Here is a 16,317-nt window from a genome sequence, read left to right on the forward strand (position 1 = left end):
CGCCCGCACCGCGAGCGCGCGCTGTCCGGGCTGCTGAGCAGCAACGGATCAGCCGCCCCTCCCCGCAGAAGGACAACTCCATGACGGCCACGCCCGACCTCCGCACCCCTCAGCTCGCCTCTCCCGACCTGCTGCGCTCCGTCTTCCGCCGGCACGCGGCGGGAGTCGCCGTGATCACCGCGAACGGCGCCGAGGGGCCGGTCGGCTTCACCGCCACCTCTCTCGCCTCGGTCTCCGCCGAGCCCCCGATGCTCTCCTTCGGTATCGGCCTCGGCTCCTCCAGTTGGCCGGCGATATCGCGGGCCGACCATGTCGGCGTGCACATACTCGCCGAGCACCAGCGGGAGCTGGCCGCCACGTTCGCCCGCAGCGGCGCCGACCGCTTCGGCGCCGCCACCGCCTGGCGCGAGGGCCCCGAGGGCGTGCCCGTCCTCGACGACGTGCTCGCCTGGGTGGTGTGCCGGGTCGTCGCGCGTGTGCCGGCCGGAGACCATCGCATCGTGCTCGGCGAGGTCGTCCTCGGTGACCCGACGCGCGCAGGGCGCCCCCTGCTGTACCACCAAGGCCGGTTCACTGCTCTGCGGGATTGATCACGCACCGGCCGTCCTGCGTGAGCGTCGAGTTCCGGTTACGCTGCGTTGCAAAGGTCACAGTCCAAAGCGCTTGCTTAGCGGCCATAAACTGGGTGTACTGACGAGTAATATTTCGGTCGGAGCGCGGGCCGCTCCGACCGGGATCGGCCGCTTGAGGCGCCTATGCTGCCTGCATAGCAGGCAGCCGAGAAATGACGATGCAGTAGGAGAGCCGGCGTGAGCTTGAGGATCGTTGTCACTGTGAAGTACGTGCCCGACGCCACTGGCGACCGGCACTTCGCCGATGACCTGACCGTCGACCGGGACGACGTGGACGGTCTGCTCTCCGAGCTCGACGAGTACGCCGTCGAGCAGGCGCTGCAGATCTCCGAGAACTCCGACGACGACGTGGAGATCACCGTTTTGACGGTGGGTCCGGAGGACGCCAAGGACGCCCTGCGCAAGGCGCTGTCCATGGGCGCGGACAAAGCCATCCACGTCGAGGACGACGACCTGCACGGCACCGACGCCATCGGCACCTCGCTGGTGCTGGCCAAGGCGATCGAGAAGGCCGGCTTCGACCTGGTGGTCTCCGGCATGGCCTCCACCGACGGCACCATGGGTGTCGTACCGGCCCTGCTGGCCGAGCGTCTGGGCGTGCCGCAGGTGACCCTGCTGTCCGAGGTCTCCGTCGAGGACGGCACGGTCAAGGGTCGCCGTGACGGCGACGCCGCCTCCGAGCAGCTCGAGGCCTCCCTGCCGGCCGTCGTGTCCGTCACCGACCAGTCGGGCGAGGCGCGTTACCCGTCCTTCAAGGGCATCATGGCCGCCAAGAAGAAGCCGGTTCAGTCCTGGGACCTGTCCGACCTGGAGATCGACGCCGAGGAGGTCGGTCTCGACGGCGCCTGGACCAAGGTCGAGGCCGCGGCCGCGCGTCCGGCCCGCACCGCCGGCACGATCGTCAAGGACGAGGGCGAGGGCGGCAAGCAGCTCGCCGATTTCCTCGCGGGCCAGAAGTTCATCTGAGCCCCAGCTGACCGCCCCTCAAGTTTCGTACGCAGGAGATCAATCCCATGGCTGAAGTCCTCGTCTACGTCGACCACGTGGACGGTGCCGTCCGCAAGCCCACCCTGGAGCTGCTGACGCTCGCCCGCCGCATCGGCGAGCCGGTCGCCCTCGCGCTGGGCGCCGGTGCCGAGAACACCGCCGCCGCGCTCGCCGAGCACGGCGCCGTCAAGGTCCTGACCCACGACGCGTCCGAGTACGCCGACTACCTGGTCGTTCCGAAGGTGGACGCGCTGCAGGCCGCCGTCGAGGCCGTCTCCCCGGCTGCCGTGCTGGTGCCGTCCTCCGCGGAGGGCAAGGAGATCGCCGCGCGCCTGGCGCTGCGCATCGGCTCCGGCATCATCACCGACGCCGTCGACCTGGAGGCCGGCGACGAGGGCCCGGTGGCCACCCAGTCGGTGTTCGCCGCGTCCTTCACCACCAAGTCCCGTGTCATCAAGGGCACCCCGGTCATCACCGTCAAGCCCAACAGCGCCGCCGTCGAGGCCGCTCCGGCCGCCGGTGCCGTCGAGGCCCTGTCCGTGTCGTTCTCGGAGAAGGCGGCCGGCACCAAGGTCACGGCCCGTACGCCGCGTGAGTCGACGGGCCGTCCGGAGCTGACCGAGGCCGCGATCGTGGTCTCCGGTGGCCGTGGCGTCAACGGCGCGGAGAACTTCGCGATCATCGAGGCGCTCGCCGACTCCCTCGGCGCGGCCGTCGGCGCGTCGCGTGCCGCGGTGGACGCGGGCTGGTACCCGCACACCAACCAGGTCGGCCAGACCGGCAAGTCCGTCTCGCCGCAGCTGTACATCGCCAACGGCATCTCCGGCGCCATCCAGCACCGTGCCGGTATGCAGACCTCGAAGACGATCGTGGCCGTCAACAAGGACCCCGAGGCCCCGATCTTCGACCTGGTCGACTACGGCGTCGTCGGCGACCTCTTCGACGTCGTCCCCCAGCTCACCGAGGCGATCAAGGCCCGCAAGGGCTGAGTTCGCCGAGGCGGCCCGAGGCCCCCGTGACCCTGCCGGTCACGGGGGCCTCGGCTCATTCCAGGCTCAGCGTCACCTGCACCGGCAGATGGTCGCTGGGGAACTGGCCGTCCACGCAGAACGTGCTGACCCAGGCCCGGCGGATCCTGACGCCCGGGGTCGCCAGGATCCAGTCGATGCGGTCGCCGTGCGGCGTCAGCGGTTTGTAGTCGTGGAAGGTCCCGTAGGCGGCACCGCGCTCGGCAGCCGCGTCCCAGGTGTCGACCAGCCCGGCAGCCAGCAGCGTGTCGTAGGCCGGGTTCTTGTGAGCGACGGCGTTGAAGTCCCCGGTGATCATGAGCGGCAGCTTGCGGTCGAGGCCGGCTGCCCGCTCGGCGATCAGTGCGGCGCCACGCGTGCGTGCGTACTGGCTGACATTGTCGAGGTGGGTGTTGAGGACGTAGAACTCCCGCCCGTCGTCCTGGAGGTCGCGGAAGCGGACCCAGGTGACCATGCGGACGTGGGCCCCGCCCCAGGTGTTCGAGCCGATCACCTCGGGCGTGTCGGACAGCCAGAAGTGGTCGTACTCCGCCGGGGCCAGGCGGCGCCTGTCGAAGAAGACCGCCATGGACTCGTCGTGGCTGCCGTGTTCGCGGCCGGTGCCGATCCAGTCGTAGTGCGGTCCGAGGTCGAGGCAGATGTCCCGCAGTTGCTGGTAGACCCCCTCCTGGGTGCCGATGACATGAGGGGCCTCGCCGCACAAGAGGGCCCTCATCACCGGTCGGCGGGCCGCCCAGCTGTTGGGTTCGACGGCGCTCGCGAAACGCAGGTTGAATGTCATCACCCGCAGAGGGCGGTACTCGTGCAGGGTCGCCGCGGCCCGTACCGATCCGACCAGAGGCGCGGCGACCGCTGCCGCCACCACGGTCCTCAGTCCCGTACGACGCGCCAGTCTCCCGAAGTCCGACATGTGCTCCCCCTCCCCTCAGGCGTCAGGATGAAGGGTGCGAACCACTGTGCGAAAGAGGGCATGGAGACGGTGGTGAATCGTGGGGTCATGCCTTGGACAGGGTGTTGACCAGCGGGAAGATCCCCCGATAACTTCGTTCTACGGATTGTTGATTCCGTAGAGTGGAAAATGGGAGGCTGTGGGATGGGTCAGCAGGAGAAGGTGGCGACGAGCCTCGCGGGCGCCGTCAGCGAGGAGATCAGCGCCTCCCTCGGGCCGGTCGACGCCGAACTGGACCGCCGCTACCCGGGAGACCCCGGCACCCGCCAGCCCGTCCACACCGTGTACGTCCCCGGGGACGTCTTCGCCGCCGACACCGTCCGCTCCTGGGGCGACCGGGCCCTCGCCGCCCTCGACGAGCACGCCCCGGACGCCGCCTCCTTCGCCGCCGTGCTCGGCCTGTCCGACGGGCTCGCCGAGCCGGTGTACTCCCGTGTCCGCGCCAAGCTGGAGCGCGAGCCGATCGAAGACCTGCGCGTCGACTTCGAGGACGGCTACGGCCCCCGCCCGGACGCCGAGGAGGACCAGGCGGCGGCCCGCGCGGCGCGGCTGATCGCGGAGGCGTACGAGAACGGCACCGCGGCCCCGTACATGGGCATTCGCATGAAGTGCATGGAGGCCGCCGTGCGGGACCGGGGCATCCGCACCCTCGACATCTTCCTCACCGGCCTGACGGAGGCCGGCGGCCTGCCCGAAGGGCTGGTGCTCACCCTGCCCAAGGTGACGTATCCCGAGCAGGTCACCGCCATGGTCCGGCTCCTGGAGGCCTTCGAGAAGGCGCGCGGCCTCGAGCCGGGCAGGATCGGCTTCGAGATCCAGATCGAGACCAGCCAGTCCATCCTCGCCGCCGACGGCACCGCGACGGTCGCCCGTATGATCCAGGCGGCGGAGGGGCGGGTCACGGGCCTCCACTACGGCACCTTCGACTACAGCGCCTGCCTCGGCGTCTCCGCCGCCTACCAGGCCAGCGACCACCCGGCCGCCGACCACGCCAAGGCGATCATGCAGGTCGCGGCGGCCGGGACCGGCGTACGCGTCTCGGACGGCTCGACGAACGTCCTGCCGGTCGGCCCCACCGAGAAGGTCCACGACGCCTGGCGGCTGCACTACGGCCTGACGCGGCGGGCGCTGGCCCGCGCCTACTACCAGGGCTGGGACATGCACCCCGGCCACATTCCCACCCGCTACGCGGCCGTCTTCGCGTTCTACCGCGAGGGCTTCGAGCAGGCCGCGGCCCGCCTCGCCCGGTACGCCGACCGGGCAGGCGGCGACGTCATGGACGAGCCCGCGACCGCCAAGGCCCTCAGCGGCTACCTGCTGCGCGGACTCGACTGCGGCGCGCTCGACCTCGCCGAGGTGACGCGGGCGACCGGACTCACCAGGGCCGGCCTGGAGGCCTTCGCGGCGCCGAGGCGGGGCGACCTGACCGCGTCCGCCAAGTAGCGGACCTGTCACAGCCGTCAGGGGTGGCTTCCGCTGTCACACCGGCCCCGTAGTGTGGACGGCACGCATGGACGTGTCACAGGAACGGGGCGGCGGTGTCTTCGGGGGAGCGCGGACAGTCGGACGGGGCGGGTCGGCTGCTGGCCGGGCGCTATCGCGTCGTGGCCCAGCTGGGGCGGGGCGGCATGGGCGTCGTCTGGAGAGCCGTCGACGAGGTACTCGGACGCGAGGTCGCCGTCAAGGAACTGCGCACCTACACGGACGCCGACGCGCCCGAACTGGCCGGTCTTCGGCTGCGGATGCAGCGCGAGGCCCGCGCGGCGGCCCGGGTCCGCCATCCCGCAGTGGTCGCCGTGCACGACATCACCGAGGTCGACGGCCGCCCGCTGATCGTCATGGAGCTGGTCGACGGTCCCTCCCTGGACGACGTGGTGCGTGAACGCGGCACCCTCGACCCCCGCGAGGCCGCCGGCATCGGCGCCCGGGTCATGGACGCGCTGGCCGCCGCCCACCACGTCGGCGTCCTGCACCGCGACGTGAAGCCCGGCAACATCCTGCTGGACCGCTCCGGGCGCGTCGTGCTCACCGACTTCGGCATAGCGGCCATGGAGGACCCGGGCGACGGCTCGGCCACCCACCTCACCCGCAGCGGAGAACTCGTCGGCTCCCTGGACTACCTGGCCCCCGAACGCGCCCAGGGCGCCGACCCGGGCCCCGCCTCCGACGTCTGGGCCCTCGGCGCCACGCTCTACGCGGCGGTGGAGGGCTCCTCACCCTTCCGCCGTACGTCGACGTACTCGACCCTCACCGCGATCGTCGCCGAGCCGCTGCCGGAACCCCGCCTGGCCGGCCCCCTCGGGCCGGTCCTGCGCCGGTTGATGGACAAGCGGCCCGAGTCCCGGCCGGAGGCCGAAGAGGCACGGGACCTGCTGGAGGCGGTGGCGGCAGCGGGCGCTACGGACACGCCGACGACCGGGCTGCGGGGCACGGCGGCACCCACGCAGCCGCGGGAGGACACGGAGCGCAGTGTCCCGTCGGTGCCACCGGGGTTCGGGCCCGTGAAGCCGGGTGGGGCAGAGGGATCCGGCTCGCCCGCACCGCCCACCCCGGCCTCTGCCGCCGTACCGCACCTCCCCGTCACCGCTGGCCCGACGGCCGCCCCCGCCCCGTCCCGCCGCAAGGGACGCGCTCTGCTCGCCGCCGCGGCCGTCACCGTGGTCCTCGCGTCAACCGGCGTCACGCTGGCCCTGCTGAGCAACGGGGACGGCACCAAAGCCGCCGACCGACCGGAGTCGTCCGTGACGCAGGCGACGTCGTCCTCCCCGGCGACGCCGGCCGGCAGTACCGACGGCGACCGCTCGGACGACCCCGAGCCCACCGGGAAAGGCGCAGGGAAGACCCCCTCCTCGACCGGGACGTCACGCGACCGGGACGGGACCGTTCCCGCCGGCAAGGAGACGCCGGCCCCGTCCCCGTCCAGAACCCCGGCCGGTTCCGGCGGCGGTACGACGGCCGGAGGGGGTGGAGCGGCCACCCCGGCACCGTCGTGCTCCTCCATCGGCGGCGGCAGGTACAACTGCCAGGTCTGGCGCACCGCCAAGTCGTACACCGCCTCCGGCACCGAGGTGGGCGTCCTCGACGCGGGCACCAACTATTTCTACTGCCAGCAGAACCTGGGCCGCCGCGAGACCTACGGCGAGTGGACCAACGTGTGGTGGGCGAAGACCGACGACGACAGCGGCAACACCGACGTCTACGTCAGCGACGTCTACATCAAGGGCGGGAACAACGACGAGCCGGTCCCCGGACTCCCGGTCTGCTGATCCCGTACGTACCGCTCGAGTCCGGAAGCCGTCACCAGCCTCTCCTCCGCGAACAGCCGCGTGCCCCGCGCACGCAGCCGCGCATCGGCGCGTGCCCGCGTGCAGAACTCCTCGGGCGTCACCCCGAACAGCGTCCTCAATCGCGCCGATGCGAGGAGGAGTTCGGTGAGCAGGGCCCGCTGGCCCGGATGCGGGCGCGGCTCGGGGCTGCCGTTGTGGAGCACCCCATGACGGTTCACGTACGTGTACACCCCGGCCAGCGCCGAGCCGTCCGCCAGTTCCACGCGCACCTCCGGCGCGGGCAGCCAGGCGCGCCGGTAGTTGCCGAAGGGCAGAGGCACGCCCTCACTCGCGTCCACGACGGTGAGTTGCTCGGCGTCCAGCCACGTGACGAACAACTCCCGTACCGCGTCCGGCGCGTCGATCGGGGACGCGGACACGTATCCCATGCGGCTGACGTGCGCGGAGACGCCGACGCCGACGCCCGTGACGTGTGCCTTCACCATCGGGATGGGCGAGGTGATCCCGGACTCGGCCATCTTGCGGCGCAGTTGACCTGGACAGGCGTTGGAGCCGACGGCCAGGACGGGCGTGCGATCGGTGTACGTCAGACGGTCCAGCGGCAGCAACCGGTCCCCGTCGAGCAGTGTCGACTGCCTGGGCCATGCGCCCGGATACAGCAGCGGATGGTCACACGGCGCCTCGCCCAGCCCCAACGCTTCCAAGGTGTGGTCCTCCAGACCCAGCACCTCCAGACTACCGTCGTGCGACGCACACCGACGGCGGACCGTGCGGCCGTCCACGGACCCGTCTCAGTCCGCGGGCGGCAGCTCGCCCGAGCCCCGGGTGATCAGCCGGGTGGGCAGTTCGATGCGCTCCGGGGCGACGAGGGCGCCGTCCAGCCGGCGGAAGAGACGGTCGGCAGCGGTGCGGCCGAGGGCCGCCGCGTCCTGGGCGACGACGGTGACGCCCGGCTGGAGGAGGTCGGCGAGCTCGAAGTCGTCGAAGCCGACGAGGGCGACCCGGCGCGACTGCTCGGCGAGGACGCGGATCACGGTCACCGTCACCCGGTTGTTGCCCGCGAAGATCGCGGTGACGGGGTCCGGGCCGGAGAGCATCTCCTCGGCCGCCCGGCGCACCCGCACGGGGTCGGTGACGCCCAGGGAGGTCCACGAGTCCGCCACGGGTATGCCCGCGTCCTCCATGGCGGCGCGGTAGCCGCGCAGGCGCTCGGCGGCGGTGTGGATGCGCGGCATGTCGCCGACGAAGCCGATCCTGCGGTGACCGTGCGCGATCAGGTGGGCCACGCCGGAGCGGGCGCCGCCGTAGTTGTCCGACAGCACGCAGTCGGCGTCGATCCTCCCGGCGGGACGGTCGACGAAGACGGTGGCGACACCCGCCTTGATCTCGGGTTCGAGATAGCGGTGATCGCCACCCGCCGGAATGATCACGAGACCGTCCACCCGGCGTGCGCACAGCGCCAGGGCCAGCTCCTGTTCACGGTCGGGGTCCTCGGCGCTCGAGCCGTTGATGAGCAGGGCGCCGTGGGCGCGGGCCACCTCCTCGACCGCCCGGCTGAGGGGGCCGTAGAACGGGTCGGCGAGGTCCTCCAGGACCAGTCCGATGCTCGCGGTGCGGCCCTTGCGCAGCACCCGCGCACTGTCGTTGCGGCGGAAGCCGAGGGCCTCGATGGCCTCCTGGACGCGGCGTTCCGTCTCCGGGGTGACGCCCGGCTCGCCGTTGACGACACGGGAGACGGTCTTGAGACCGACCCCGGCCCGGGCCGCCACGTCCTTCATGGTGGGACGGGTGCCGTAGCGGGTCCCGGAGAGGCGGTCTGCGGGGCGGTCTGCTCGGCGGGCGGTCTCGGGCACGAGGCGGTGTCCTGTCCTGTCGTCCACGGGGATGCGTCGGTCCATGGGTTTGTATGAGGATGTGGCGTCGAGCATAGAGCCTGGACAACGTTGTCAGATGCGGGAGACACTGTCCACCGCCAGGTCCTGTCCGGCGGATCAAGTCGCAGCGAATCGGCGGCGTCTGATCAACACCCCGCGTCTGCGGCATGATCCGCCGGACAGGACCCTGACTCCGGACCGCGTCCCCACCGCCGGACCGGCCTGCCCAATTCCAAGGTGCCCGCGTGTCCCAGGCGCGCGTGCCCGACATCCGGTTGACGGGGAGATCCGAGACTGATGCAGACCGACCTCGTGGCAGCGCTCGACATCGGCGGCACCAAGGTCGCCGGTGCGCTGGTCGACGGCCACGGCACGATCCTGGTGCGCGCGCAGCGTCCGACGCCTGCCCGGGAGGACGGCGACACCGTGATGGGGGCCGTCGAGGAAGTGCTCGCCGAGCTGACGGCGTCGCCGCTGTGGGGGCGCGCGCACGCGCTGGGCATCGGCAGCGCGGGCCCCGTGGACGCCTCCGCCGGCACGGTGAGCCCGGTCAACGTGCCCGGCTGGCGCGACTTCCCGCTCGTCCAGCGGGTCCGGGCGGTGACCGGGGATCTGCCCGTCGAGCTGATCGGCGACGGCGTGGCGATCACGGCCGCCGAGCACTGGCAGGGGGCCGCCCGCGGCCACGACAACGCGCTGTGCATGGTGGTCTCCACGGGGGTCGGTGGCGGTCTGGTCCTGAACGGCCGGCTGCATCCCGGCCCCACCGGCAACGCGGGCCACATCGGTCACATCAGTGTCGATCTCGACGGCGACCCCTGCCCGTGCGGCGCGCGTGGCTGTGTCGAGCGCATCGCGAGCGGCCCGAACATCGCCCGCCGCGCGTTGGAGAACGGCTGGCTGCCCGGGCCCGACGGCGACACCTCCGCCGCGGCCGTGGCGGCCGCGGCCCGCGCCGGCGACCCGGTCGCCGTGGCCTCCTTCGAGCGGGCCGCACAGGCCCTGGCCGCCGGCATCGCGGCCACCGCGACCCTCGTCGAGATCGACATCGCGGTGATCGGAGGGGGCGTGGGCAAGGCGGGCGACGTCCTCTTCGAACCCCTGCGCAAGGCGCTCACCGACTACGCCACCCTGTCGTTCGTCCAGCGTCTGACGGTGACACCGGCCCAGATGGGCACGGACGCGGGGCTGGTGGGGGCGGCCGCGGCGGCGCTCGCGGGAAGGACGGGGGAGACCGCGGCGGGCGTCTGACGCGCGTACCGCGGGAAGTCGCGGCGGATCCGGACGGGTGCGTGACCCCAGGGCGGTTTCCCAGTTGAACCGGGCATGAAGAAGCGCAGCATGCTCGCCATCGCCTCCCTCGCCACCGGATTCGTCGTCGCGGCGATCACCCCGTCCCACGGCCTGGGCGGTGAGGACCTCGGCGACCTGAACGTGGGGGACACGCTCAGCACCCTCGACCACACCGTCGCCCAGGACGGCCCGACCCTGGAGGAAGAGGCCCTGGGGCAGCACGACTGACGGACACGACGGCCGGAGACGAAGGCCGGACACGAGGGCGCCGGACCCGCACACCAGCGGGACCGGCGCCTTCCGTTTCCGCGCCCTCAACTGCGACTGGTTTCCGTGGCAGGGTGGAGCGGGCAAGCCACAGGGGGCCAAACAGAAGAGGGGGAACTGTCCGTGATCGTCTGGATCAACGGAGCGTTCGGTGCGGGAAAGACCACCACCGCACGAGAACTGATCGAACTGATCCCGAACAGCACGCTCTTCGACCCCGAGGTCATCGGCGGAGCGATCGCGCACCTGCTCCCGCCCAAACACCTCGCCGAGGTCGGTGACTTCCAGGACCTGCCGATCTGGCGACGCCTCGTGATCGACACGGCGGCCGCGATGCTCGCCGAGCTCGGCGGCACGCTCGTGATCCCCAGGACGCTGCTGCGCCAGGAGTACCGCGACGAGATCTTCGGCGGGCTCGCCGCACGCCGGATCACCGTCCGACATGTGCTCCTCGCCCCGGCCGAAACGATCCTGCGGGAGCGGATAGCGGAGCGGGAGGTCCCGCCGGACCTGCCCGACGGCGAGATGCGGGTACGGCAGTGGGCGTACGACCACATCGAGCCGTACCGCGCCGCCCTCGCCTCCTGGCTCACCGCCGACGCCCACCCCGTCGACACGAGCGCCCTCACTCCGTACGAGACCGCCGTCCGTATTGCCGAGGCCGTCGGCAGCGGGGCCGTGCCCGTCTGCGACATCGTGCAGACGCCCGAGCCCACCGCGGAGACGGTCGCCGCCGGTGTGCTCCTCTTCGACGAGCAGGACAGGGTGCTGCTCGTCGACCCCACCTACAAGGCGGGCTGGGAGTTCCCCGGCGGTGTCGTCGAACCCGGCGAGGCGCCCGCGCGCGCGGGCATGCGCGAGGTCGCCGAGGAGACGGGCCTACGACTGGACGACGTACCCCGCCTCCTTGTCGTCGACTGGGAGCGGCCCAAGCCCCCCGGCTACGGCGGCCTGCGCCTCCTCTTCGACGGCGGACACCTCGACTCGTCCGACGCGGCGCGGCTTCTGCTGCCCGGGCCCGAGCTGCGCGACTGGCGCTTCGTCAGCGAGCAGGAGGCCGCCGACCTGATGCCGCCTGTCCGCTACGAACGGCTGCGCTGGGCGCTGCGCGCACGCGAACGCGGGGCGGCGCTGTATCTGGAGGCCGGGACACCGGTCGGCTGACGCCGAACGGCATGCCCCCGACGGCATGTCCGGGGCATTTCTCCGCCCTTCCTGTGAACGGCCGTTGGCCTTGTGATGTCCAAGGAATCGCCGCCTGCACCTCACGCGTCGGCAATCGCACGGCGTTGCGGAAGTCCGCGGTATCTCGTGGCGTCGGCACGCGACCGCCACCCCTCTTTCCTCAGCTCAGGGGCAGATTCCGGATGTCCGTACGATGACCACGCAACTTCAGACGGTCGAGCTCGCCGCCACCCCGGCGCTGCCGAGCGTCACGGGCAGCTCGCCTGCTCTGATGGCCTGGCGGCGCATCAGGCGGGACAAGATCACCATGGCCGCCCTGTGGTCACCGTCCTGTTCGTCGCGATCGCGCTGCCGGCACCGGTGCTCACCGCGCTCACCGGCTGGGGACCACCGGGAGACGCTGTACTCCAGGCCCAGGCACCCCAACACCCGCGCGTTGCTCTCGGCCGTCCCGGAGGCCGATCCGGACGCCGCTCGCGACCGCGAACGGATCCGCCTGACCGGTGACGTGCCCTCGCCCGTCGACCTGCCCTCCGGCTGCCGTTTCCGCACCCGCTGCCCCAAGTTCGCGAACCACCTGACCGACGCGGAACGCACCGTCTGCGTCGGTCAGGTGCCGGAGCTGACCGAGCGAGGTGGCGCCGGCCCGGTCGCCTGCCACTACCCGGAGACGGTGGACCTGTCGTAGCGGGCCCGCCGTGGGCAGGACGGTCAGCTTGCCGCGTAGTTGCGCAGGAACAGGGCCTCCGCCACCGAGAGGCGCTCCAGTTCCCCGGGGGACACGCTCTCGTTCACTGCGTGGATCTGGGCCTCCGGCTCGCTGAGGCCGATCAGGAGGATCTCCGCACTCGGGTAGAGGGCAGCGAGGGTGTTGCACAGTGGGATGGATCCGCCCTGGCCGGCGTACTGCATCTCCTGACCCGGGTACGCCACCTCCATCGCGTCGGCCATCGCCGCGTACGCGGGGCTGGTGGTGTCGGCGCGGAAGGCCTGGCCCTGGCCGATCTGCTCGGTGCGCACCCGGGCGCCCCATGGCGTGTGCGCCTCGACGTGGGCCTGCAGCAGCTTGGTCGCCCCGGCCGCGTCCATGCCCGGCGGCACCCGCAGGCTGATCAGGGCGCGGGCGCTCGCCTGCACGGACGGGGTGGCGCCGACGACCGGCGGGCAGTCGATGCCGAGGACCGTCACGGCCGGGCGGGCCCAGATGCGGTCGGCGACCGTGCCGGAGCCGATCAGGCCGACCCCGTCGAGCACCTTGGCGTCCTTGCGGAACTGTTCCTCCTCGTACTGCAGTCCGTCCCACGGGGACGTGTCGGCGAGTCCGTCGACCGTCGTCGTCCCGTCCTGCGCGCGCAGCGAGTCCAGTACGCGGATCAGCGCGGCCAGCGCGTCGGGCGCGGCGCCGCCGAACTGGCCGGAGTGCAGGTTGCCTTCGAGCGTGTCGATCTGCACGCGGACCATGGTCATGCCCCGCAGGGTGGAGGTGACCGTCGGCAGACCGGCGCGGAAGTTGCCGGCGTCGCCGATGACGATCGTGTCGGCCTCGAGGAGGTCGGGGTGTTCCTCGGCGTACCGCTCCAGACCGCCCGTGCCCTGCTCCTCCGAGCCCTCGACGATCACCTTCACATGCACCGGGACGCCGCCGTTCGCCTTCAGCGCGCGCAGCGCCAGCAGGTGCATGATGACGCCGCCCTTGCAGTCGGCGGTCCCGCGCCCGTACCAGCGGCCGTCGCGCTCGGTGAGTTCGAAGGGCGGGGAGACCCAGGCGGCCTCGTCCAGCGGCGGCTGCACGTCGTAGTGGGCGTAGAGGAGAACCGTCTTCGCGCCCGCGGGACCGGGCAGGTGGCCGTACACCGACTGCGTGCCGTCGGGGGTGTCGAGCACCCTCACGTCCTCGAAGCCCTCGGCGGCCAGCGCGTCCATGATCCAGCGCGCGGCGCCCTCGCTCTCGCTCCTCGGGAACTGGCCGAAGTCCGCCACCGACTTGAAGGCCACCAGCTCGGTGAGCTCCGCCTTCGCCCTGGGCAGCAGCGAGGCCACGGTCTCGGCGACCGGATTCGACGACATGGGCACGCTCCTTGTGGGTGCGACGTTGTACGGGTGAGCACTTGTCCTCACGGAATGACCGTGTGAGCGTACGCGCGTCCTGGTGCGGGGCGCGTACGCTGCCGATCCTCGCACAGCGGCCCGCGGCGATCTCCGCCGTAGGATGCGGAGGACAGGTGCGGCAGGCAGCTTGATCGGGAGCAGTAGACCATCGTGAGCAGCGAGAACTCTTCGGCGGACGACGTGCGGCAGGTGTGGGACGTCGTCGTGGTGGGCGCGGGACCGGCCGGGGCCTCGGCCGCCTATGCGGCGGCGGTCGCGGGACGGCGTGTGCTGTTGCTGGAGAAGGCCGAGCTGCCCCGTTACAAGACCTGCGGCGGCGGCATCATCGGGCCCTCGCGTGACGCCCTGCCGCCCGGCTTCGAGCTGCCCTTCCGCGACCGGGTGCACGCGGTCACGTTCTCGAACAACGGGCGGTTCACCCGCACCCGCCGCTCCAAGCAGACGCTGTTCGGGCTGATCAACCGGCCCGAGTTCGACCAGCAGCTCGTCGAGCACGCGCAGAAGGCGGGCGCCGAGTTGCGTACGGGCGTCACCGTCCAGCGGGTCGAGCAGCACGGTTCGGCGGTTCCGGACCGGCGCACGGTCGCCGTCGTGCTGCAGGGCGGCGAGACGCTGCTCGCGCGGGCGGTCGTCGGCGCCGACGGCAGCGCCAGCCGCATAGGAGCGCACGTCGGGGTCAAGCTCGAGCAGGTGGACCTCGGCCTGGAGGCGGAGATCCCGGTGCCGGAGACCGTCGCCGAGGACTGGAAGGGGCGGGTCCTCATCGACTGGGGGCCGATGCCGGGCAGCTACGGCTGGGTGTTCCCCAAGGGGGAAACACTGACGGTCGGGGTGATCTCCGCGCGCGGCGAAGGCGCCGCGACCAAGCGGTACTTGGAGGAGTTCATCGGACGGCTCGGTCTCGCCGGCTTCGAACCGAGCATCTCCTCGGGCCACTTGACCCGCTGCCGCGCCGACGACTCGCCGCTCTCGCGCGGGCGGGTGCTGGTGTGCGGAGACGCGGCGGGCCTCCTGGAGCCGTGGACCCGCGAGGGCATCTCGTTCGCCCTGCGTTCGGGCCGACTGGCGGGGGAGTGGGCCGTGCGGATCGCCGAGGCGCACGACGCGGTCGACACCCGGCGCCAGGCCCTGAACTACGCGTTCGCGATCAAGGCGGGGCTCGGCGTGGAGATGGCGGTCGGCAAGCGGCTGCTGACGGTGTTCGAGCGCCGCCCCGGTCTCTTCCACGCGGCGCTGACGAGCTTCCGGCCCGCATGGCGGGCGTTCACGGACATCACGCGCGGCGCGACGTCGCTGGGTGAGATCGTCCGCACCCACCCGTTCGCCCAGCGCGCCCTGACCGCGCTGGACCGCCGGCAGGCGCCGGGCGACACGGTCAGCTCCTGACCGTGATCCGGAAGACGGGGTGGTCGGGGGCGGCCGCGATGATCTCCTCGTCGGAGGACTTCGCCGTGACGCCCTGGAAGTACTGATTGACCTCCCAGCCCCACTTCTCCAGGTAGGTCCGCAGGATCGGGAGCTTCTCCGCGTCGGGAAGCTCCACCGCGGCGAATTCGCGGACCTTGCGTCCGACGCGCAGTTCCCCGCCTCCGGCGGCGCGCATGTTGCGCACCCACTGGGAGTGGCCGCGGGCCGAGACCAGGTACTGCGTGCCCTCGTACGTGTGCGGGTTGACCGGTATGCGCTGCATCTTGCCGCTCTTGCGGCCGCGCACGGACATCTCCGCCGTGCCCGCGAGGCTGAGCCCGTGGCGGGCGAGCCAGCCGATGACGCTGTTGAGGCGGACGTTGAGCGGGCTGCCCTTGAGGTAGTACGGCTGCGACATGGTGATCCCCACTGATTGAGAGAGCGGTGCTCTCGCCTAAGAGCAGTCTGCACGAGATCGGCGATCCAGAGCAAGAGCAGTGCTCTCTAATTTTGTCACTGCTCTGAGTTGTGTGCACTGCTCCGTATTCGTGGAACACTGCTGTGCATGAGCAGCACCGCACAGGGCGCCCGCGCCCGCGCCCGGATCGAAGTCACCGCCGCCATCAAGGAAGAGGCGCGCAGACAGCTCGCCGCGGAGGGTGCCGCCAAGCTGTCACTGCGGGCCGTGGCGCGTGAGCTCGGCATGGTCTCCTCCGCGCTGTACCGGTACTTCCCCAGCCGAGACGACCTGCTCACCGCGCTCATCATCGACGCCTACAACTCGCTCGGCGAGACCGCGGAGTCCGCGCACGAAGCGGTCGCAAAGGCCGGTCCCGTTCGGCGCTGGACCGCCGTCTGCGAGGCCGTGCGCGGCTGGGCACTCGCCCATCCGCACGAGTACGCGCTGATCTACGGCACGCCGGTACCGGGCTATTCCGCCCCCGACACGACCGTCCCGGCCGCTGCCCGCGTCGGCCTCCTCCTGATCGGCATCGTGCGGGACGCGCACCAGGGGCCCGGCCTGAGCGAGGTGTCCCTCCCGGACGAACTGCGGCCCGAGGCGGAGCGGATGGCGGCCGACCTCGCACCGGACCTCCCGCCGGAGACGGTCGCGGCGCTCATCGCGGCCTGGGCCCAGCTGTACGGGCTCGTCGGGTTCGAGCTGTTCGGCCAGTTCCACCGGGTGGTGGAGGACCGGGAACCGTTCTTCCGGCATGCGGCGGCCGGCCTTGCCCGCGGGGTGGGGCTGCGCTGACGGCCGTACTTCCCGGGGAGTACGTGTGATCACCTCGCCCAGGT

Annotated in this window: 15 protein-coding genes and 1 pseudogene; 11 read left to right on the plus strand and 5 right to left on the minus strand. The window is 71.7% G+C overall.

Annotated elements, in window-relative coordinates; genetic code table 11:
- Positions 1-80 precede the first annotated feature (80 nt).
- The 3 genes from ABZO29_RS39545 to ABZO29_RS39555 all read left to right on the plus strand — a co-directional run bounded on the left by ABZO29_RS39545 (position 81) and on the right by ABZO29_RS39555 (position 2,608).
- Positions 81-590: a flavin reductase family protein gene (locus ABZO29_RS39545; RefSeq protein WP_367325008.1), complete on the plus strand. Its 510-nt coding sequence runs from the start codon at positions 81-83 to the stop codon at positions 588-590.
- Positions 591-809: 219 nt separating this feature from the next.
- Positions 810-1,598 (plus strand): electron transfer flavoprotein subunit beta, encoded by a 789-nt coding sequence (locus ABZO29_RS39550; RefSeq protein WP_367325009.1) that lies wholly within the window; start codon positions 810-812, stop codon positions 1,596-1,598.
- A 47-nt stretch (positions 1,599-1,645) separates the two neighbouring features.
- Positions 1,646-2,608 carry an electron transfer flavoprotein subunit alpha/FixB family protein gene (locus ABZO29_RS39555; RefSeq protein ID WP_367325010.1) on the plus strand — a complete coding sequence of 321 codons (963 nt, stop codon included), beginning with the start codon at positions 1,646-1,648 and terminating at the stop codon, positions 2,606-2,608.
- A gap of 55 nt (positions 2,609-2,663) precedes the next feature.
- Here ABZO29_RS39555 and ABZO29_RS39560 read toward each other — a convergent pair whose 3' ends face one another.
- Positions 2,664-3,557 (minus strand): endonuclease/exonuclease/phosphatase family protein, encoded by an 894-nt coding sequence (locus ABZO29_RS39560; protein WP_367325011.1) that lies wholly within the window; start codon positions 3,555-3,557, stop codon positions 2,664-2,666.
- A 183-nt stretch (positions 3,558-3,740) separates the two neighbouring features.
- Here ABZO29_RS39560 and ABZO29_RS39565 point away from each other — a divergent pair, with 183 nt between their 5' ends.
- Both ABZO29_RS39565 and ABZO29_RS39570 read left to right on the plus strand, forming a co-directional pair.
- A complete protein-coding gene (locus tag ABZO29_RS39565; protein WP_367325012.1) occupies positions 3,741-5,039 on the plus strand; it encodes an aldolase/citrate lyase family protein in 1,299 nt (432 codons plus the stop codon).
- A 95-nt stretch (positions 5,040-5,134) separates the two neighbouring features.
- The gene (locus tag ABZO29_RS39570; RefSeq protein ID WP_367325013.1) at positions 5,135-6,862 is read left to right on the plus strand and encodes a protein kinase; all 1,728 of its coding nucleotides are present in this window, start codon (positions 5,135-5,137) and stop codon (positions 6,860-6,862) included.
- Here ABZO29_RS39570 and ABZO29_RS39575 read toward each other — a convergent pair.
- The gene (locus ABZO29_RS39575) at positions 6,808-7,587 is read right to left on the minus strand and encodes a hypothetical protein (RefSeq protein WP_367325014.1); all 780 of its coding nucleotides are present in this window, start codon (positions 7,585-7,587) and stop codon (positions 6,808-6,810) included. The genes ABZO29_RS39570 and ABZO29_RS39575 overlap by 55 nt on opposite strands.
- A gap of 87 nt (positions 7,588-7,674) precedes the next feature.
- Positions 7,675-8,781: a LacI family DNA-binding transcriptional regulator gene (locus tag ABZO29_RS39580; protein WP_367325015.1), complete on the minus strand. Its 1,107-nt coding sequence runs from the start codon at positions 8,779-8,781 to the stop codon at positions 7,675-7,677.
- A gap of 273 nt (positions 8,782-9,054) precedes the next feature.
- On the opposite strand from ABZO29_RS39580, the gene ABZO29_RS39585 reads away from it, so the two are divergent.
- The 4 genes and pseudogenes from ABZO29_RS39585 to ABZO29_RS39600 all read left to right on the plus strand — a co-directional run.
- Positions 9,055-10,008, plus strand: coding sequence for an ROK family protein (locus tag ABZO29_RS39585; protein ID WP_367325016.1), 954 nt, complete (start codon positions 9,055-9,057; stop codon positions 10,006-10,008).
- Positions 10,009-10,083: 75 nt separating this feature from the next.
- Complete coding sequence (locus ABZO29_RS39590) at positions 10,084-10,278, plus strand: hypothetical protein (RefSeq protein WP_367325017.1); 195 nt, start codon at positions 10,084-10,086, stop codon at positions 10,276-10,278.
- Between the two features lie 162 nt (positions 10,279-10,440).
- Positions 10,441-11,481 (plus strand): NUDIX domain-containing protein, encoded by a 1,041-nt coding sequence (locus ABZO29_RS39595; protein ID WP_367325018.1) that lies wholly within the window; start codon positions 10,441-10,443, stop codon positions 11,479-11,481.
- 412 nt (positions 11,482-11,893) lie between these two features.
- Positions 11,894-12,190, plus strand: a pseudogene (locus tag ABZO29_RS39600) (oligopeptide/dipeptide ABC transporter ATP-binding protein); the annotation flags it as partial.
- A gap of 23 nt (positions 12,191-12,213) precedes the next feature.
- On the opposite strand, the gene ABZO29_RS39605 reads toward ABZO29_RS39600, so the two are convergent.
- Positions 12,214-13,569: a dipeptidase gene (locus tag ABZO29_RS39605; RefSeq protein ID WP_367325019.1), complete on the minus strand. Its 1,356-nt coding sequence runs from the start codon at positions 13,567-13,569 to the stop codon at positions 12,214-12,216.
- A gap of 192 nt (positions 13,570-13,761) precedes the next feature.
- Here ABZO29_RS39605 and ABZO29_RS39610 point away from each other — a divergent pair, with 192 nt between their 5' ends.
- Entirely contained in the window at positions 13,762-14,997 is a 1,236-nt protein-coding gene (locus tag ABZO29_RS39610) for a geranylgeranyl reductase family protein (RefSeq protein ID WP_367325020.1), read from the plus strand.
- On the opposite strand, the gene ABZO29_RS39615 is transcribed toward ABZO29_RS39610, so the two are convergent.
- Positions 14,987-15,436 (minus strand): nitroreductase family deazaflavin-dependent oxidoreductase, encoded by a 450-nt coding sequence (locus tag ABZO29_RS39615; RefSeq protein WP_367325021.1) that lies wholly within the window; start codon positions 15,434-15,436, stop codon positions 14,987-14,989. The two genes, ABZO29_RS39610 and ABZO29_RS39615, sit on opposite strands and share 11 nt — an antisense overlap.
- Positions 15,437-15,583: 147 nt before the next feature.
- Here ABZO29_RS39615 and ABZO29_RS39620 point away from each other — a divergent pair, with 147 nt between their 5' ends.
- Positions 15,584-16,273 carry a TetR/AcrR family transcriptional regulator gene (locus ABZO29_RS39620; RefSeq protein ID WP_367325022.1) on the plus strand — a complete coding sequence of 230 codons (690 nt, stop codon included), beginning with the start codon at positions 15,584-15,586 and terminating at the stop codon, positions 16,271-16,273.
- The last annotated feature ends 44 nt before the right edge of the window (positions 16,274-16,317 follow it).

The organism is Streptomyces sp. HUAS ZL42, from assembly GCF_040782645.1.
In the GTDB taxonomy this organism is placed as follows: domain Bacteria; phylum Actinomycetota; class Actinomycetes; order Streptomycetales; family Streptomycetaceae; genus Streptomyces.

Bases quoted from the DNA above. Each gene is read 5' to 3' on its own strand.
- ABZO29_RS39555 (WP_367325010.1), top strand. From the start codon at position 1,646: ATGGCTGAAGTCCTCGTCTACGTCGACCACGTGGACGGTGCCGTCCGC.
- ABZO29_RS39620 (WP_367325022.1), top strand. From the start codon at position 15,584: ATGAGCAGCACCGCACAGGGCGCCCGCGCCCGCGCCCGGATCGAAGTC.
- ABZO29_RS39605 (WP_367325019.1), bottom strand. From the start codon at position 13,569: ATGTCGTCGAATCCGGTCGCCGAGACCGTGGCCTCGCTGCTGCCCAGG.
- ABZO29_RS39565 (WP_367325012.1), top strand. From the start codon at position 3,741: ATGGGTCAGCAGGAGAAGGTGGCGACGAGCCTCGCGGGCGCCGTCAGC.
- ABZO29_RS39615 (WP_367325021.1), bottom strand. From the start codon at position 15,436: ATGTCGCAGCCGTACTACCTCAAGGGCAGCCCGCTCAACGTCCGCCTC.
- ABZO29_RS39580 (WP_367325015.1), bottom strand. From the start codon at position 8,781: ATGGACCGACGCATCCCCGTGGACGACAGGACAGGACACCGCCTCGTG.
- ABZO29_RS39590 (WP_367325017.1), top strand. From the start codon at position 10,084: ATGAAGAAGCGCAGCATGCTCGCCATCGCCTCCCTCGCCACCGGATTC.
- ABZO29_RS39560 (WP_367325011.1), bottom strand. From the start codon at position 3,557: ATGTCGGACTTCGGGAGACTGGCGCGTCGTACGGGACTGAGGACCGTG.
- ABZO29_RS39545 (WP_367325008.1), top strand. From the start codon at position 81: ATGACGGCCACGCCCGACCTCCGCACCCCTCAGCTCGCCTCTCCCGAC.
- ABZO29_RS39585 (WP_367325016.1), top strand. From the start codon at position 9,055: ATGCAGACCGACCTCGTGGCAGCGCTCGACATCGGCGGCACCAAGGTC.